We start from the raw sequence: 16135 nt of genomic DNA, 5'->3' as shown, positions 1-16135 counted from the left end.
GGGTGGTTATGGCCGGGGGGCCTGTTGCGGGAGCCGCTTCTCTTGTTGCGGTCGCAGTGGCACACGGGGCTTGAACGGTCACCCGTACGCCTCCCCGCCCAGTTCGAAGCCCGCCGTGCCCGCCGTCGCGTCCGCGAGCCAGCCCTGGAAGCGGTCGACGTCCGACTCCGGGAGGCCGATCTCGATGGTGACCGCCTCTCCGTAGCGGACGTCACGGACCTCGCACCCGGTGGACCGCAGGTCGTTCTCCATCTTGCCCGCGCGCGCGTGGTCGACCGTCACGGTGGCGAGGCGGAAGCGGCGCCGCGTCACCGTGCCGAGCGCGTCGAGGGCCTCGCCCACCGCGCCTCCGTAGGCGCGGATGAGACCGCCGGCGCCGAGCTTCACGCCACCGAAGTAGCGGGTGACCACGGCGACGACGTAGCGCATGTCGCGCCGCGTGAGCATCTGCAGCATCGGCACGCCCGCCGTGCCGCCCGGCTCGCCGTCGTCGCTCGCCTTCTGTACGGAGGCGTCGGCCCCGATGACGTACGCGTAGCAGTTGTGGTTGGCCGTCGGGTGTTCCTTGCGGACGCGCGCGACGAAGGCCTGGGCCTCCTCCTCCGTCGCGGCGGGCGCGAGCGCGCACAGGAACCGGGAGCGGCTGATCTCTGTCTCGTGCACGCCCTCGCGGGCCACCGTGCGGTACTCGTCCTGCATCGGGCCAGCGTATGCGCAGGTGACACAGGACTCGCCCCCGCCCGGGGCACAGGTGACGATGTGGTGGATACTCGCTCGTCGTCCCGGACGTCACCCACGTCGTCCGAGTCACCCAAGTCGTCCGAGTCGCCCGACCAGGAAGCACCGCACATGACCGGCATCCAGGCCGAGAGCCCTGCCGCCCCCGCCGCCTCCACGAGCCGTTTCCGCTCCTGGCTGCTGGAGGGGCTGAGCGAGCAGACGGCCCGCCACCAGGGTCCGCACGGGCATGCCCCCGAGGAGCACAAGGGCCACAAGTGGTGGCGCGTGATGTGTCTGACGGGTGTGGACTACTTCTCCACGCTCGGCTATCAGCCGGGCATCGCGGCGCTCGCCGCGGGACTGCTGTCTCCGCTCGCGACGCTCGTCCTGATCGCGCTCACCCTGCTGGGCGCCCTGCCGGTGTACCGCAGGGTCGCGAAGGAGTCGCCGCACGGCGAGGGGTCGATCGCGATGCTGGAGCGGCTCCTGCCCTGGTGGGCCGGGAAGCTGTTCGTCCTCGTGCTGCTCGGCTTCGCCGCCACCGACTTCATGATCACGATGACGCTCTCGGCGGCGGACGCGGCGGCGCACGTCGTGGAGAATCCGTTCGCCCCTGCCGGGCTGCACGGTGAGAACACCTGGATCACGCTCGCGCTGCTGGCGGCGCTCGGCACGGTCTTCCTCAAGGGCTTCCAGGAAGCGATCCGCGTCGCGGTGGTCCTGGTCGCCGCGTATCTGACGCTCAACATCGTCGTACTGATCACGGCGGCCGCCCATGTGTTCACCGAGCCGGTCAAGATCGGCAACTGGTGGGACGCCATGACGGCCGAGCACTCCTCACCGTTCATGATGATCGGCGTCGCGCTGCTCGTGTTCCCGAAGCTGGCGCTCGGCATGTCCGGCTTCGAGACGGGCGTGGCCGTGATGCCGCAGGTCCAGGGCGACTCCACGGACACGTACGCGAAGCCGGCGGGGCGGATCCGCGACACCCGCAAGCTGCTCACGACGGCCGCGCTGATCATGAGCTGTTTTCTGCTGCTGTCCAGCCTCGCCACCACGATCCTGATCCCGCAGCACGAGTTCGAGGCGGGTGGTTCGGCGAACGGGCGCGCGCTCGCGTATCTCGCGCACGCCTACCTCGGCGAGGGCTTCGGCACCGTCTACGACATCTCGACGATCGCCATCCTGTGGTTCGCGGGCGCCTCCGCGATGGCGGGCCTGCTCAATCTGGTCCCCCGCTATCTGCCCCGCTACGGCATGGCTCCCGAGTGGACGCGGGCCGTGCGCCCGCTGGTCCTCGTCTTCATGGCGGCCGCGGTCTTCATCACGCTCTGGTTCAACGCCAACGTCGACGACCAGTCCGGCGCGTACGCGACCGGCGTGCTGGTACTCATGCTCTCCGCGTCGTTCGCCTCGACGGTCGCGGTGCACCGGCGCGGCCACCGCAAGTCGACGATCGGCTTCGGCGCGATCACGGCGGTCTTCGCCTACACCCTGGTCACGAACGTCGTGGAGCGTCCCGACGGCATCAAGATCGCCATCATCTTCATCGCGGCGATCCTCCTCACCTCCTTCGCCTCCCGCGTCCACCGCGCCTTCGAACTGCGCGCGGGCGCGGTCACGTACGACGAGACGGCGCTGCGCCTGATCGACGAGGCGGCGGCGCAGGGCCCGCTGCGGATCATCGCGAACGAGCCGCAGGAACACACCACCGCGGAGTACCGCGACAAGGAGCACTGCCAGCGCGAGGACACGCCCATGCCGGACGACGGCCGGGTGCTGTTCCTGGAGGTCTTCATCCAGGACTCCTCCGACTTCACCGAGGACCTGCTCGTCCACGGCGACGAGAAGCACGGCGTGCGCCGGCTGCGGGTGCGCGGCCCCGGCGTCCCGAACACGGCAGCCGCCGTCCTCATGGACCTGCGCGACCGCACCGGCAGCGTCCCGCACGCCTACTTCAACTGGACCGAGGGCCACCCCGTCGGCCACCTGCTGCGCTTCCTGGTGTTCGGCGACGGCGAGGTCGCCCCGGTCACCCGCGAGGTGCTCCGCCGCGCGGAACCCGCCCCGGAGCGCCGCCCGCGCGTGCACGTGGGCTGAGCCCTCCCCGGAATCCCCGCGCCGCGCGGGGAGTTGTCCTGTCCGTAAGAAGAAGCGTCGCGTACGAAGAAGCGTCACGTACGAAGAATCGTCCCGCTACGAAGAAACGTCCCGCCCCAGGAGGTCCCATGTACGGCGATCAAGACACGGTCCGCAAGATCCTCACCGAGACCGGGGACACCTGGGCGGTGGTCGGCCTCTCCTCGAACAAGTCCCGCGCCGCCTACGGAGTGGCCGACGTGCTCCAGCGCTTCGGCAAGCGGATCGTGCCGGTGCATCCGAAGGCGGAGACCGTGCACGGCGAGCAGGGCTACGCCTCGCTCGCGGACATCCCCTTCCCCGTCGACGTGGTCGACGTCTTCGTCAACAGCGACCTCGCGGGCCCGGTCGCCGACGAGGCCGCCGCGATCGGCGCGAAGGCGGTCTGGTTCCAGCTGGGCGTCGTCGACGAGTCGGCGTACGAGCGGACGCGGGCCGCGGGGATCTCCATGGTGATGGACAAGTGCCCGGCCATCGAGATCCCGCGCCTCGGCTGACCCCTCCCCTCCCTCCGCTCGGGACGGGAGTTTTGAAGACAGGCCCTACGCCTGCGCGAACACCCCGTCCGTCGAGGCGCCGGAGGCGATGCCGTACTCGGGCTCCGGGACCGCCTCGGGCAGCAGCAGCGTCGAGCGGCGGCCGTCCACGCCGACCGGGACGTCGCCGTCGATGGTGACGCGGCGCAGGGTGCGGGTGTGGGCGTCGGAGTCGTCCACGCCGTAGTGCTGGGTGGCCCGGTTGTCCCAGATGGCGACGTCGCCGGCGCGCCACTGCCAGCGGACCGTGTTCTCCGGGCGCTCGACGTGCGACTGGAGGATGCCGATCAGCGCACGCGAGTCGCGGGCATTGAAGCCGGTGAGCTTCTGGAGGAAGTTGCCGAGGATCAGCGTGCGTTCGCCGGTCTCCGGGTGCACGCGCACGACCGGGTGCTCGGTCTGGAACTTGGTCGCCGTGAACACCTTGCGGTGCTGTTCGAGCGCCGCGGAGGGGGCCTCCGGGCGGGCGGCCGCGTAGTCGTAGTCGTTGGTGTGCACGCCGCGCAGGCTGTCGGCCAACACCCGCAGGGGTTCCGGGAGTTCGGCGTACGCGGCCGCGGTGTTGGACCACAGGGTGTTCCCGCCGTACGGCGGGACGACCTCGGCGCGCAGGATGGAGAAGGCGGGGTACGCGGGCACGAACGTGACGTCGGTGTGCCACTGGTTGGCGCGCCCGCCGTGCTCGTTGTCGATGCCGAGCGCGTAGCGGCCGTCGACGGACGGGACGGTGGGGTGGGCGACCGGGGTGCCGAGGAGGCGGGCGAACGCCTCGTGGCTCCCGGCGTCGAGGTGGTCCTGGTCGCGGAAGAAGACGACCTTGTGTTCCAGGATCGCGGCCCGGACGGCGGCCACGGTGGCCTCGTCCAGGTCTCCCCCGAGGCGGACGCCGGAGAGCACGGCGCCGAGTCGGCCGCCGACCTTCTGAACGGTGACTTCGGATGCGGTCTGCGCGGTGGCCGCGGCGGGTGCGGTGGACGTCATGACGGGACCCCTTCACTGGGTGGGTGGGCGGTCTTCGCCACCGCCCAGGGCGGCAGGCAGGCTGCGGCACGGGGCGAGCACAAGGGGCGGAGACCGCGGTGTACGGGAGCGGGAGATGCAGGTCGCGAGCGTCAGCGGCACGGACACGCGAACGGTGCCGGGCGGCAGCGGCGCGGACACGCCGACGGTGCCGGGTGCTCCAGGTCGACGTGGAGCCGCGTCACGAGCTGCATCGTCGTCGCGGTCATGAACAGGAGCTTGGCCAGCGGCCCGAGAGCCGGTCAAGGCTCCGCCGGATCGCTTCACGACCCTGCAATGCGTGTGACATGTGTTCCCACATGCTGGACCGGCCGCGCTTCTCGCCACGGCCGCCGACGCGACAGTGAATCCGCTGCTCACAGGCGCGCCGCAAGCTTGCGGCAATGCGGCCGCAATACCCCCGCCACACCCGCAACTCCGGCCGCCACAACGGCTGTTGACCCCTCCGCGCGACCCCTGCCATTCTGCTGCGCGTGATCCCGGACCTGCCGCACCTCAGCTGCCGCCGGCACGTCGACCTCTGTCGACAGGCCAGCGCGATCTGTGCCGTCCGCCGCTGACCAGCACGCGCCTCTGACCAGCACGCACCGCTGATCACATCGGGCCCGTCCCCCGGCCCGCCCCTTCCCGTGCCGCCGAGCGCGTGATCACGCACGCCGTACGCCGCGCCCCGGCACGGGCCGCTCCCTCCCGCCGCAGCGAAACGAACAGGTACCCCGCCATGCGCACACGCCCCTCCCCGCCCCCGGATCCGCTGTCGCGGCGCACCGCCCTGCGCGCCGCGGGCGCCGGCACCCTTCTCCTCGGCACGGGCGGCGGGCTCGCCGGCTGTCGGTCGGCCGTGTCCGCGCAGGAGAACGCGGCGGCGGCAGGACCGCGGCGCGGCGGCAGGCTCACCATCGGCATCAACCAGGACTTCACCCCCGCGCTGCTGTACACGCAGAGCGGTGAGTCGTTGCAGAACCGGCTGCTCTACAACGCCCTGATCCGTTACGACGACGAGCTCAAACCCCGGCCGGAGCTGGCCACTTCATGGGAGTACGCCGCCGACGGCAGGAGCATCACGCTGAAGCTGCGGGACGACGTGACGTACCACGACGGGCGGAAGTTCACCTCGGACGATGTGGTGTTCGCCGTGGAGAATCTCAAGAAGCCGGAGCGCTCGGCCCAGTTGGCGGCCACCGCGAAGGCGGTGACCGGATTCGAGAAGCGTGGCGAGCACGAGCTGGTGCTGAAGCTGGCGCACCCCGTGAGCAATCTCTTCGACCTCTTCGAATTCATGATCATCACGGATCGGCACACCGTCGACGAGGCCGTGAAGGGCACCAAGTTCAACGGCACGGGCCCGTTCCGCTTCAAGGAGTGGCGGCCGGGGACCTCCCTGAGCCTCACCCGCAACGACACGTACTGGATACCGGGCCGCCCCTACCTGGACGCCGTCGAGCTCCGCCTCTACACACAGCCCGACGCCCTGCTGTCCGCGCTGCGCTCCGGCCAGGTCCACCTCTCGTACCACGCGTCGGGCAAGCACCTCGCGACCCTGCAGAGCAACGCGAACTTCACGATCAAGCAGTACAGCACCGGCAACGGCGCCGTGTACGTCGGCGCCTCCGTGCACGAAACCCCGGCCGACTCACGGGAGTTCAGGCAGGCCGTCGCCTGGGCCGTCGACCGCGACCGCGTCGTGAAGCAGGCCCTCGGCGGCTACGGGCTCGCCTCCGCCGCCCCCTGGCCCCGCTCATCGCCCGCCTACAGCGAGGCCGACCGCACCCACTACACGCACGATCCCGGCAGGGCCAGACAGCTGCTGAAGTCCTCCGGCGTGTCGACGAAGCGGACCCTGCCGCTCGGCCATCCGACCACGCCGCTGCACACCTCCATCGCCGAGATCGTCCAGTACGACCTCCAACAGATCGGTATCCGCACCGAGTTGGAGCCGTCCGACCCGGCCTCGTTCCAGAAGAAGCTGATCTCGGGCACCATGCCGACCCTCTGGATCAACGGCCACGGCTTCGCGCAGGTGCAGCCCGCGACCCTGGCCGTCAGCGCGTACCCCTTCAACGAGGCCAAGAACACCTCGGGTTACCGCTCCGATGAGTACACGGAGGCCGTCCAGGACGCCTGGCGGCACAAGGATCCCAGCGGAGCCCGGGCGCTCGGCCGCTACCAGAGGATCTCGGACCTGCTGCTCGACGAGGCGTTCATCATCGACCTCGCCGTCCAGGGCGCGGTGCAGGTCGCCGCCAAGGAGCTGCACGGGCCGCGGCTCACGAAGTTCTCGTATCTCGACCTCGACGACGCGTACCTGGTGTGAACATGTCCCGTCATCTCCTCAAGAAGCTGCCCTCTGCGTTTCTGGTGCTGCTCCTCGCCTCCTTCCTCATCTTCGCCATCCTGCGGCTCGTCCCCGGCGACCCCGCCGAGGTGCTCGCCGGACCCGACGCGAGCCCGGCGTCCGTCGCCGCGATCCGAGGCCAACTCGGCCTGGACGAACCCCTGTTGGCGCAGTACGCGACCTGGATCGGCGACCTGCTCCGCGGCGATCCCGGCCCGTCGTACGCCATCGGCGGGGAGGTCTCCGACCTGATCGGCGACGGGCTCGGCGCCACCGTCGAACTCACCCTGGGCGCCCTCTTCTTCACCGTCGTGCTCGCCCTGCTGTTCGGCGTGCTCGGCGCGACCTCGCGGCGGGGGCCGGTACGGGCGGTTGTACGGGCCCTGACCACCGCCGCCCTCGCCGTGCCGCCCTTCGTGACGGGTGTGCTGCTGGTGCTGGTCTTCGCGGTGGGGCTCCGTGTGCTGCCCGCCGGCGGCCGGATCGGCCTCTTCGACGCACCCGACCTGGAGTTGCAGTACCTGCTGCTGCCCGCCCTGTGCCTCGCCCTGCCCAGCGCGGCCGTGCTCGGCCGCTACCTCGGGGACGGCCTCGAACGCGCGCTCGCCGAGGACTACGTGCGCACCGCCACGGCGGCCGGCGTGGCGCCGCGCCGGGTGCTGTGGCGGCACGCGCTGCCGAGCGCCCTGCCGCCCGTCGTCACCCTGCTCGGCATGCAGATCGGCCATCTCCTCTGCGGCGCCGTCCTGGTGGAGGCGATCTTCGCCTGGCCGGGGCTCGGCCAGCTCGCCGAGCAGGCGCTGACCCGCCGCGACTACCCCGTCGTCCAGGACCTGTTGCTGCTCCTCGTGGCCGTCTTCGTCCTCGTGCAACTCCTGACGGACCTGCTCTACGCCCTGCTCGACCCGCGCATCCGGTGGGAGTGACCGCTGCCATGACCACACTGTCCCTTCCACGGGTGCGCAAGCCCGGCCCGACGCCTCCCTACGTCGCCGCGCTCGGCTCCACCCGCGTCCGTATCGGCCTGACCCTGATCGGCCTGGTCGTCCTCGCCGGGCTGCTCGCGCCGCTGCTCGCCTCGCACGGCCCGACCGCGCAGAGCGGCCAGGCGCTCGCGGGCCCCGGCAGCCCCGGGCATCCGCTCGGCACCGACGACCTGGGCCGGGACCTGTTGAGCCGGGTGCTGTACGGCATCCGCACCGACCTCGCGGTGATCGCGCTCGCGGTGCCGCTCGGCGCGCTCCTCGGCTGCGCCGTCGCCCTGCTCGCCGCGGCGCACCCCGTGCTCGACACGGTGGTGCAGCGGGCCTTCGACCTGATCCTCGCCTTCCCGGGGCTGATCCTCGCGCTCACCATCACGGCCGTGCTCGGGCCCGGCCGACTGCCCGTCATCATCGTCATCGCGCTGGCTGAAGTCCCGGTGTTCGGGCGGCAGTTGCGAGCCGGGATCCTCGTCCAGCGGACCCGCGAGTACGCCGTCGCCGCCCGCCTTGGCGGCACCGGCCGGGCCCGCCTGGTGCTGCGGCACATCCTGCCCAACTGCGCCGATCCGCTGGTCGTGCAGATCGCCGTCTCGCTCACCGTCGCCGTCTTCCTGGAGGGCGCCATGAGCTTCCTCGGGGTCGGCGTCCGCCCGCCCGCGCCCACCCTCGGCGGCATCCTCAACCAGGCGCTCCCCTACCTCGCCCAGTCCCCCTCCTTCGCCGCCGGGCCGCTGCTCGCCGTCACCTTCCTCGTCCTCGGCCTCTCCCTGCTGGCCGAGGCCCTGAACCGGGAGATCCGCCGATGACACCGCCGCCGACCCGGCCGACCCCGCCGCTGCTCGACGTGCGCGGCCTCAGCGTCGACTTCCCCGCCCCGGACGGCAGGACCGTGCACGCCGTACGGGACGTGTCCTTCACCCTGCGGCGCGGCGAGACCCTCGCCGTGGTCGGCGAGTCCGGCTCGGGCAAGTCGACGACCGCGCTCGCGCTGACCCGAATGCTGCCCGGCACAGGGCGGATCACCGCCGGTTCCGTGCGCCTCGACGGCACCGAGCTGACCACCGCGGGCGAGCGGGAGCTGCGGGCAGTGCGCGGCGCGCGGATCGGGATGGTCTTCCAGGACCCGATGACCTCGCTCAACCCGGTGCTGTCCGTCCGTGCCCAGCTCGACGACGTGCTGCGGGCGCACGGCGGCGGGAACCGCGCCGCCCGCCGGGCCCGCGCCGAGGAACTCCTCGGCCTGGTCGGCATCCCCGACCCGCGGCGCCGCCTCGACGACCATCCGCACCAGTTCTCCGGCGGCCAGCGCCAGCGTGTCCTCATCGCGATGGCGCTGGCCAACGAGCCGGACGTGCTCCTCGCCGACGAGCCGACCACCGCGCTCGACGCGACCGTGCAGAAGCAGATCCTGTCCCTGGTGACCAGGCTCAACGAAGAATCGGGCACGGCGCTCGTCCTCATCACCCACAACATGGGTGTCGTCGCGCGCACCTGCGAGCGGGTCCTGGTGATGTACGGCGGCTCCGTCGTGGAGGACGGCCCCACGGACCGGGTCCTCACCCGGCCCCGCCATCCGTACACCGGTGGACTGCTCGCCGCCGTGCCGCGGCTGTCCGCGCCGTCCGGTACCCGGCTCACCGGGATCCCGGGCGCGCCGCCCGACCTCTCGCTTCCGCTGGTCGGCTGCGCGTTCGCTCCGCGCTGTGCGTTTGCGGATACGGAGTGCGGGGTGGCGGTTCCGGTGCTGGAGGCGGGGCCGGAGGGCGGGCATCTGGTGGCGTGCCGGCATCCGGATGAGGTGAGCGGTGTGTCCGGCGACGTGCCTCGGAAGCGCGACGGGTTGGCCGTACTGGCGCGCCGCGAGGCGGAGTTGGACGTTGAGCTGGAGGCCGATCTTCCCCAAGGTGTCGGAGCTCCGCTCCTCGCGGCCACCGGGCTGCGCAAGGAGTTCCGGGGGCGCGGGCGGAGCGGGCGGCGGCAGCCGGTCGTCGCCGTCGATGATGTGTCGCTGCGGCTGGACGCGGGGGAAACGCTCGGCGTCGTCGGTGAGTCCGGGTCAGGCAAGTCCACCCTCGCCCGGATGCTCGCCCACGCCCACCCGGCCGACGCCGGGACGATCACGCTGCGCGGCGGGAATGTCACCCGGCCCTCCCGCGCGGGCCTGCGGGCGCTGCGCCGCGAGGTGCAGCTCGTCTTCCAGGACCCGTACGCCTCGCTCAATCCGCGTATGACGGTCGGCGACATCATCGGCGAGCCGCTGCTCGTGCACGGACTCCAGCCGGAGCGCACGGCCCGCCGGGCCCGCGTCGCCGAACTCCTGGAGCTTGTCGGCCTGGACGCGGCCGCCGCCGACCGGCTGCCGCGCGCCTTCTCCGGCGGCCAGCGCCAGCGCGTCGGCATCGCCCGTGCCCTGGCGCCCGAGCCGTCCGTCCTGATCTGCGACGAACCCGTCTCGGCGCTCGACGTGTCCGTGCAGGCGCAGATCGTCAACCTGCTGTCCGACCTCCAGCGGGACCTCGGTCTGGCCCTGCTGTTCATCGCCCATGATCTGGCGGTCGTGCGGCAGGTCAGCCATCGTGTCGCGGTCATGCACCAAGGCCGGATCGTCGAGACGGGGCCCGCGGACGAGGTGTGCGAGCGCCCCCAAGACCCGTACACGCAGGCCCTCTTGGCGGCGGTACCGGACCCGGTCCCGGCGGCGGCGCAGCGAGTTCCCGCCGCGTGACACCGGGGACGGGGCCCTAACGCCGTACGGCGAGGCGGAGTTCGGTCAGGTAGCGCTTCGTGACCCGGCCGCCGTAGCGCGTGTCGATGAGCGTGCCGATGCAGGCGAGCAGTCCGGCGCGGGCGGGCGGGTCGAGGGCGAGCGTGCCGGAGAAGGTGCACAGCAGGTCGAGGTAGTCCGCGGTGCGGTAGGTGAGCTCGCGTTCGTAGCGGCGGAAGACGGGCGGCTCGAAACGGTCGGCGCCGGGGAGCGCCGCGTTGCCCTGTTCGACGTTCCGGTTCGGCGCCTCCTGGCTGTCGTACGGGATGTCGGCGGCCGGGGTGAGGCGCAGGCCCGGCGGGGTCGTCGGGTCGAAGCGCAGGTAGCAGTGCTGGGCCTCGGCGAAGAAGTCCTCGGTGCCGCCCGCGACGTGGTGGGTCGACACGGTGGCGAGGGTGCCGCCGGGGCGCAGCGCGTCCGCGCTCTTGGCGATGCGCACGGCGGGGTCGATCCAGTGGAAGGAGGTCGCGGCGAGGACGAGGTCGAAGGGGTCGGGCGGCAGCGGCCAGTCCTCGAAGGCCGCCACGTCGATCGCCACGTCGACGGTCGCGTCGGGGAGCTTGCGGCGCGCCACGGCCGCCATCTCCGCGCCCAGCTCCACACCGACGACCCGGCAGCCCCGCTCGGCCAGCGGCACGGTCGCCTTCCCCGTGCCGCATCCGATCTCCAGCACGCGGCACCCCGGCCCCGCCCCGGCCAGTTCGGCGAGGTCGTCGAACATGCGGGGCGGGTAGCCGGGGCGGGCGCGGTCGTAGAGTTCGGCGTCCTGGTTGAAGGTGTCGCGCAGGCGTTCGCGGTCGGTGTCGGTCACCTGCCGCACGGTACGCGTCCGCCAGTCGGCCAGCTCCTTCAACCGGTACGCGTCCGTCAGTCGGCCAGCTCCTTCAACCGGTACGCGAGGGCCTCCGCGATCCGCTCCACGTACTCCTCCTTGAGCAGCTCCGGGTGGGTGCACGGCAGGTCGTGGTTGGTGATCCGGCCCGTGATGTGCGGGCGCCAGGCCTCGCGGGTCAGCCAGTTCTCGGGACGAGGTGCGGCCGCCGTGAAGAACAGGACGTCGCCCTCGTAGCGGCGGTGTTCGTGGGCGCGCATCATGCGGGCGTGGTTGGGGACGATGTCGACGATCCGCGAGAGCGTGCTGTCCTTGAGGCCCGCGAGGGGGCTGCCCGCCTTGCGCAGGGTGGCCAGGACGTCCTCGCGTGTGTCCTCGTCGGTGCGCTCGAAGCCCGCCATGCGCAGTACGGCCGTGAGTGCGTCGCCCTCCTCGGGGGCGGGGCGTTCACGCCACTGTTCCGCCGGGAACGCGTCGAGCAGCGCGAGGAGTTCGACCTGTTCGCCGGCCTCCTGGAGCAGCACGGCGACCGTGTGCGCGAGGATGCCGCCGACCGACCAGCCGATGAGCCGGTACGGGCCGTGCGGGCGGATCCGGCGGATCTCGTCCACGTAGTCGGCCGCCTGCTCCCACAGGGTGCCCGGCAGCGGATCGTCCGAGGTGAGGCCGCGCGCCTGGAGTCCGTGGACGGGCTGGTCCCGGTCGAGGCGTGCGGTCAGGCCCGCGTAGCACCAGGAGATGCCGCCCGCCGGGTGGATCGCGAAGAGCGGTGGGCGGGAGCCCTCGCGGCGCAGCGGCAGCACGACACCGAGGGCGTCCGTGGACACCGGTGACGCGTCGTCGATGCGGGCCGCGAGCGCCGCCGGTGTGGGGGATGCGAAGAGCGAGCCGATGGTCAGCTCCGCGCCCAGTTCCTCGCGGACCCGGTTGACGAGCCGCACCGCGAGCAGCGAGGTGCCGCCCAGGTCGAAGAAGGCGTCGTCGGGGCCCGTCCCTTCGGCGTCGAGGACTTCGGCGAAGAGGCGGGTGAGCGTCTCCTCGCGCGGGGTCGACGGGCGGCGTCCCGTTCCGCTTCCCTCGAACACGGGCGCGGGGAGTTCGCGGCGGTCCAGCTTGCCGTTGGGGCTGAGCGGGAACGCGTCGAGCGGCACGATCGCGGAGGGCACCATGTGCTCGGGCAGGGTCCGGGAGAGCGCGGCGCGCATCTGTGCGGGGTCGAGCGAGGCCCCGGTCACGTATCCGACGAGGCGGTCGTCGAGGACCAGCGCACACGAACCGTCGACGCCCTCCAGCGCCGCCAACTCGGCCTCGATCTCGCCGAGTTCGATGCGCTGCCCGCGCAGTTTGACCTGGTGGTCGGTGCGGCCGAGATACTCGACCTCGCCGCGCCCGGTCCAGCGGGCGAGGTCGCCGGTGCGGTACATACGGCCGCCGCCACGGAAGGGGTCGGGCACGAAGCGCTCGTCCGTCAGCTCGGGCCGGTTCAGATACCCGTCCGCCAACTGACGTCCCGCCAGGTGCAGTTCGCCGATCACGCCGGGCGGGCACGGCTGCCCGGCCGGGTCGAGGACGTACAGGCGGGTGTTCCACACCGGGCGGCCGATGGGCACGGGGCCCGCTCCGGACGGCTCGCACGCGTGGTACGTGACGTCGACGGCGGCCTCCGTCGGGCCGTACAGGTTGTGCAGTGCCACGCCGGGGAGAGTCCGCGCGAACGCGTTCGCCGTCTCGCGGGGCAGGGCCTCGCCGCTGCAGAAGACGCGGCGCAGCGCGCCCGCGCACGAACCGGCGTCCGGTTCCGCGAGGAACACCTGGAGCATCGACGGCACGAAGTGGCAGGTGGTGACCGCCTGTTGGCGGATGATCCGGGCGAGATACGCCGGGTCCTTGTGGCCGCCCGGCTCGGCGACGACGAGTGTCGCGCCCTCGCGCAGCGGCCAGAAGAACTCCCACACCGACACATCGAACGAGGACGGTGTCTTTTGCAGCACGACGTCCGCCGCCCCGATGCCGTACTCGTGCTGCATCCAGCGCAGCCGGTTGTCGATCGCGGAGTGCGCGACGACGACGCCCTTGGGCCGGCCGGTCGAGCCCGAGGTGTAGATGACGTACGCGGGGTGGGCGGGGGTGAGCGCGCGACCGGGGTCGACGGTGGCGTACGCGGAGAGGTCGAGCCCTTCGAGGACGACCAGCGGTGTGCCCGCGTCGCCCGGGAGACGGTCCGCGACGTCGGTGACGGCGCAGACGGGTTCGGCGTCCTGGAGCATGTACGTGAGGCGCTGCTCCGGGTAGTCCGGATCGAGCGGCAGATACGCGGCACCGGACTTGAGGACGGCGAGCAGCGTCACGATCAGCTCTGCCGAGCGCGGCACGGAGACCGCGACGAGGCGGCCCGGAGCCGCGCCCAGCGCTTGCAGATGGCGCGCCAACTGGTTGGCCCGCACGTTGAGTTGTGCGTACGTGAGCACCGTCCCGTCGTACACGAGCGCGGTCGCGTCGGGGGTACGGGTGGCCTGCGCCTCGATGGGGCCGATGAGGGTGGTGGGCGGCAGGGCCCGTTCGGTCCGGTTGAACTCGTCGAGGACCAGGGAGAGTTCGGCGGGCGTGGCGATGGTGTGCGCGGCGAGCGGGGCCCCCGGGTCGGTCTCGGCGAGGCGGCCCAGGAGGTCGAGGAACCGGTTCTGGTGCGCGGCGAGGTCCTCGTCCTCGTAGAGGGCCGGGTTGCCGTCGTGGTCGATGCGCAGGCCGCGGCCGTCGGCGCGGTCGTAGATGTTGACCGTCAGGTCGTCGACGGGGCCCGCCGACAGGTTGTGGGCGCGGGCCGGGGCGCCCGCGAACCCGGCGCCGTAGTCGAACGGCATGACGTTGACGAGCGGCCCGACCAGGCCCCGGCTCTCGCCGAGCAGGCCGAGGTCGCGGCGGATGTCCTCGTAGCGGTAGCGCTGGTGGCGGCGCACCTTCCGTACACCGAGGACGACTTGGCGGACGAGTTCCGTGAACGTGGCCTCCGGAGTGACGGTCAGCCGCAGCGGCAGCACATTCATCACCATGCCGGGGACGCGCAGCGCGACCGAGCCCATCCGGCCCATCATCGGCAGGCCGAGGACGACGTCCGAGCGGCCCGTGGCGCGGGAGGTGTAGAGGGCCTGCGCGGCGATGAGGACGTCGGGCCAGGTGGCTCGGGTGCTCGCGGCGAGTTCCTTGAGCCGCTCGGTCGTCTCCGGTGCGATCCGTGTCGTACGGCGGTGGAAGGTGCGGGACGGCAGCGCGCCGCGCCCCGCGAGCCGGGGCGCCTCGGGGCGGTCGGCGAAGGCCTCACCCCAGTGCGCGCGGTCGGCGGCGAAGGCATCGGAGGCGCGGTACTCGGCGTCGACGGCCAGCAGGTCGGCGAGCGTCTCGAAGGCGCGCGGGCCGGGGTCCTCACCACGCACAAGTGCCGTGTAGATCGCGGCCGTTCGGCCGACGAGCAGGGAGTAGCCGAAGCCGTCGATGACGAGGTGGTGGATGCGCTGGTACCAGAGCCAGCGCCGCTCCCCCACACGGAACAGGGCGTGCCCGAACAGCGGCCCGGTGCTCAGGTCGCACGGCTCGGCGAGGTCGGCGCGCATCCACGCCAGGGCCTCGTCCTCGCTCAGGTCCTCGCGCACCGTCAGCGGCAACTCGACGCTTCCGCACACCCGTTGGCGCGGCCCGTCGGCGGTGTCCTCGACGCGGACGCGCAGCGCGTCGGCCTCGGCGACGACCCGGCGCAACGCCTCGGCGAAGAGCTCCGGGTCGAGGTCGCCGTCGATCTCCAGGTACTCGGCGGTGTTCTGCGCGGGGCTGAGCGGGTCGAGGGCCTGCGCGAACCACATGCCGTACTGGGCGGAGGTGAGCGGCAGCACGAGGTCACGGGCCTCGGTGGGCTCGCTGATCAGTGCGGTCATGAGGCGGCCACCCCCAGGATCTTCACCCAGGCCTCGATGGCCGGCTGCTCGGCGAGGTCGACGAACGAGGCCTCGGCGCCGTGGTCCCTGCGCCAGCGCTCGAGGAGGGTCATGACGCGCACGGAGTCGAGCCCGTAGTCGACGAGGTTCTCGTCGAGGGGTATCTCGGCGGGGTCGTCCTCGCCCAGGCAGTCGGCGACGTCCTCGCGGATCTTCTGAACGGTGAGCGTGGTCATGCGGCCCGTACCTCCTCGATGAACGTGTCGGTGGTGGTGACGACGGCGCAGCGGCCCGCGGCCCAGCGCAGCGCCATGTCGTGGTCCTCGCGGGTGAAGTCGGCGACGGCGTCGGCGACGACGAACGCCTGGATGTCCCGCATCCACGCGTCGGCGGCGCTGATCATGACGCCGATGTGCGCGTACACACCCACGATCACGAGCTGGTCGCGGCCCGACTCCCGCATCAGTTCCTCTAGTTGGGTGCGGACGAACGCGCTGTACTTCCACTTGGTGAGGACGGTGTCACCGTCCTCGGGTGCCACGGCCTCGGGCATGGCGAGGACGGCTGGGTCGTCGGCGACGCCGGGCCCCCAGAAGTCGAGCTGGAGGCCACGCTCCTCGGGCGTCTGGCCGCCACGCTGCGCGGAGTAGTAGACGGGGATGCCGAGCCCGCGGCTCTCCTTGAGCAGCCGGGCGGTGTTGTCGAGCATGCCGGTCAACGGCTGTTCGCCCTGCGGGTACTTGGCGAGGAAGTGGTGCTGGAGGTCGTGCACGAGCAGCACGGCGCGGTCCGTGTCGACGGTCCAGTGGACACGGTTCGCGGGGAGCTCCTCGGGGGTCGGGAGCGGGTAGGCGGCGATGGCGGGCAGGGCCATGGTGGG

At 72.0% G+C, this 16135-nt stretch carries 13 protein-coding genes; 7 read left to right on the top strand and 6 right to left on the bottom strand.

What is annotated here, in order from left to right; all coding sequences use genetic code 11:
* Window positions 1–78: 78 nt before the first annotated feature.
* The gene (locus ACOKM3_RS34435) at window positions 79–699 is read right to left on the bottom strand and encodes a YigZ family protein (protein WP_426905139.1); all 621 of its coding nucleotides are present in this window, start codon (window positions 697–699) and stop codon (window positions 79–81) included.
* Window positions 700–849: 150 nt separating this feature from the next.
* On the opposite strand from ACOKM3_RS34435, the gene ACOKM3_RS34430 reads away from it, so the two are divergent.
* A complete protein-coding gene (locus ACOKM3_RS34430) occupies window positions 850–2820 on the top strand; it encodes an APC family permease (protein WP_426905138.1) in 1971 nt (656 codons plus the stop codon).
* A gap of 128 nt (window positions 2821–2948) precedes the next feature.
* On the top strand, window positions 2949–3356 hold the full coding sequence (locus tag ACOKM3_RS34425) for a CoA-binding protein (RefSeq protein WP_426905137.1): 408 nt from the start codon (window positions 2949–2951) through the stop codon (window positions 3354–3356).
* A gap of 45 nt (window positions 3357–3401) precedes the next feature.
* Here the strand turns inward: ACOKM3_RS34425 and ACOKM3_RS34420 are convergent, their stop codons facing one another.
* The gene (locus ACOKM3_RS34420; protein ID WP_426905136.1) at window positions 3402–4376 is read right to left on the bottom strand and encodes a TauD/TfdA dioxygenase family protein; all 975 of its coding nucleotides are present in this window, start codon (window positions 4374–4376) and stop codon (window positions 3402–3404) included.
* A gap of 512 nt (window positions 4377–4888) precedes the next feature.
* Between ACOKM3_RS34420 and ACOKM3_RS34415 the strand changes: the two genes are divergently transcribed.
* The 5 genes from ACOKM3_RS34415 (at window position 4889) to ACOKM3_RS34395 (ending at window position 10458) form a co-directional block, all read left to right on the top strand.
* Window positions 4889–4975 carry a putative leader peptide gene (locus ACOKM3_RS34415; protein WP_426906971.1) on the top strand — a complete coding sequence of 29 codons (87 nt, stop codon included), beginning with the start codon at window positions 4889–4891 and terminating at the stop codon, window positions 4973–4975.
* Between the two features lie 161 nt (window positions 4976–5136).
* A complete protein-coding gene (locus tag ACOKM3_RS34410) occupies window positions 5137–6729 on the top strand; it encodes an ABC transporter substrate-binding protein (protein ID WP_426905135.1) in 1593 nt (530 codons plus the stop codon).
* Between the two features lie 2 nt (window positions 6730–6731).
* The gene (locus ACOKM3_RS34405; RefSeq protein WP_426905134.1) at window positions 6732–7676 is read left to right on the top strand and encodes an ABC transporter permease; all 945 of its coding nucleotides are present in this window, start codon (window positions 6732–6734) and stop codon (window positions 7674–7676) included.
* A gap of 8 nt (window positions 7677–7684) precedes the next feature.
* Window positions 7685–8539, top strand: a complete 855-nt coding sequence (locus ACOKM3_RS34400; RefSeq protein ID WP_426905133.1) for an ABC transporter permease — start codon at window positions 7685–7687, stop codon at window positions 8537–8539.
* Window positions 8536–10458: a dipeptide ABC transporter ATP-binding protein gene (locus tag ACOKM3_RS34395; RefSeq protein ID WP_426905132.1), complete on the top strand. Its 1923-nt coding sequence runs from the start codon at window positions 8536–8538 to the stop codon at window positions 10456–10458. The genes ACOKM3_RS34400 and ACOKM3_RS34395 overlap by 4 nt, the downstream gene beginning before the upstream one ends.
* Window positions 10459–10474: 16 nt before the next feature.
* Here ACOKM3_RS34395 and ACOKM3_RS34390 read toward each other — a convergent pair whose 3' ends face one another.
* Genes ACOKM3_RS34390 through ACOKM3_RS34375 form a run of 4 tightly spaced genes read right to left on the bottom strand, consistent with a single transcriptional unit; the run spans window position 10475 to window position 16129 of the window.
* Window positions 10475–11308: a class I SAM-dependent methyltransferase gene (locus ACOKM3_RS34390; RefSeq protein WP_426905131.1), complete on the bottom strand. Its 834-nt coding sequence runs from the start codon at window positions 11306–11308 to the stop codon at window positions 10475–10477.
* Window positions 11309–11364: 56 nt separating this feature from the next.
* Window positions 11365–15255, bottom strand: coding sequence for an amino acid adenylation domain-containing protein (locus ACOKM3_RS34385; protein WP_426905130.1), 3891 nt, complete (start codon window positions 15253–15255; stop codon window positions 11365–11367).
* Window positions 15252–15491 carry a phosphopantetheine-binding protein gene (locus ACOKM3_RS34380; protein WP_426905129.1) on the bottom strand — a complete coding sequence of 80 codons (240 nt, stop codon included), beginning with the start codon at window positions 15489–15491 and terminating at the stop codon, window positions 15252–15254. The genes ACOKM3_RS34385 and ACOKM3_RS34380 overlap by 4 nt, the downstream gene beginning before the upstream one ends.
* On the bottom strand, window positions 15488–16129 hold the full coding sequence (locus tag ACOKM3_RS34375; protein WP_426905128.1) for an isochorismatase family protein: 642 nt from the start codon (window positions 16127–16129) through the stop codon (window positions 15488–15490). The genes ACOKM3_RS34380 and ACOKM3_RS34375 overlap by 4 nt, the downstream gene beginning before the upstream one ends.
* Between the last annotated feature and the right edge of the window lie 6 nt (window positions 16130–16135).

The sequence above is a fragment of the Streptomyces nidicola genome, from assembly GCF_050106155.1.
Lineage (GTDB): Bacteria > Actinomycetota > Actinomycetes > Streptomycetales > Streptomycetaceae > Streptomyces.
This window is presented reverse-complemented; position numbering and strand designations above follow the sequence as displayed.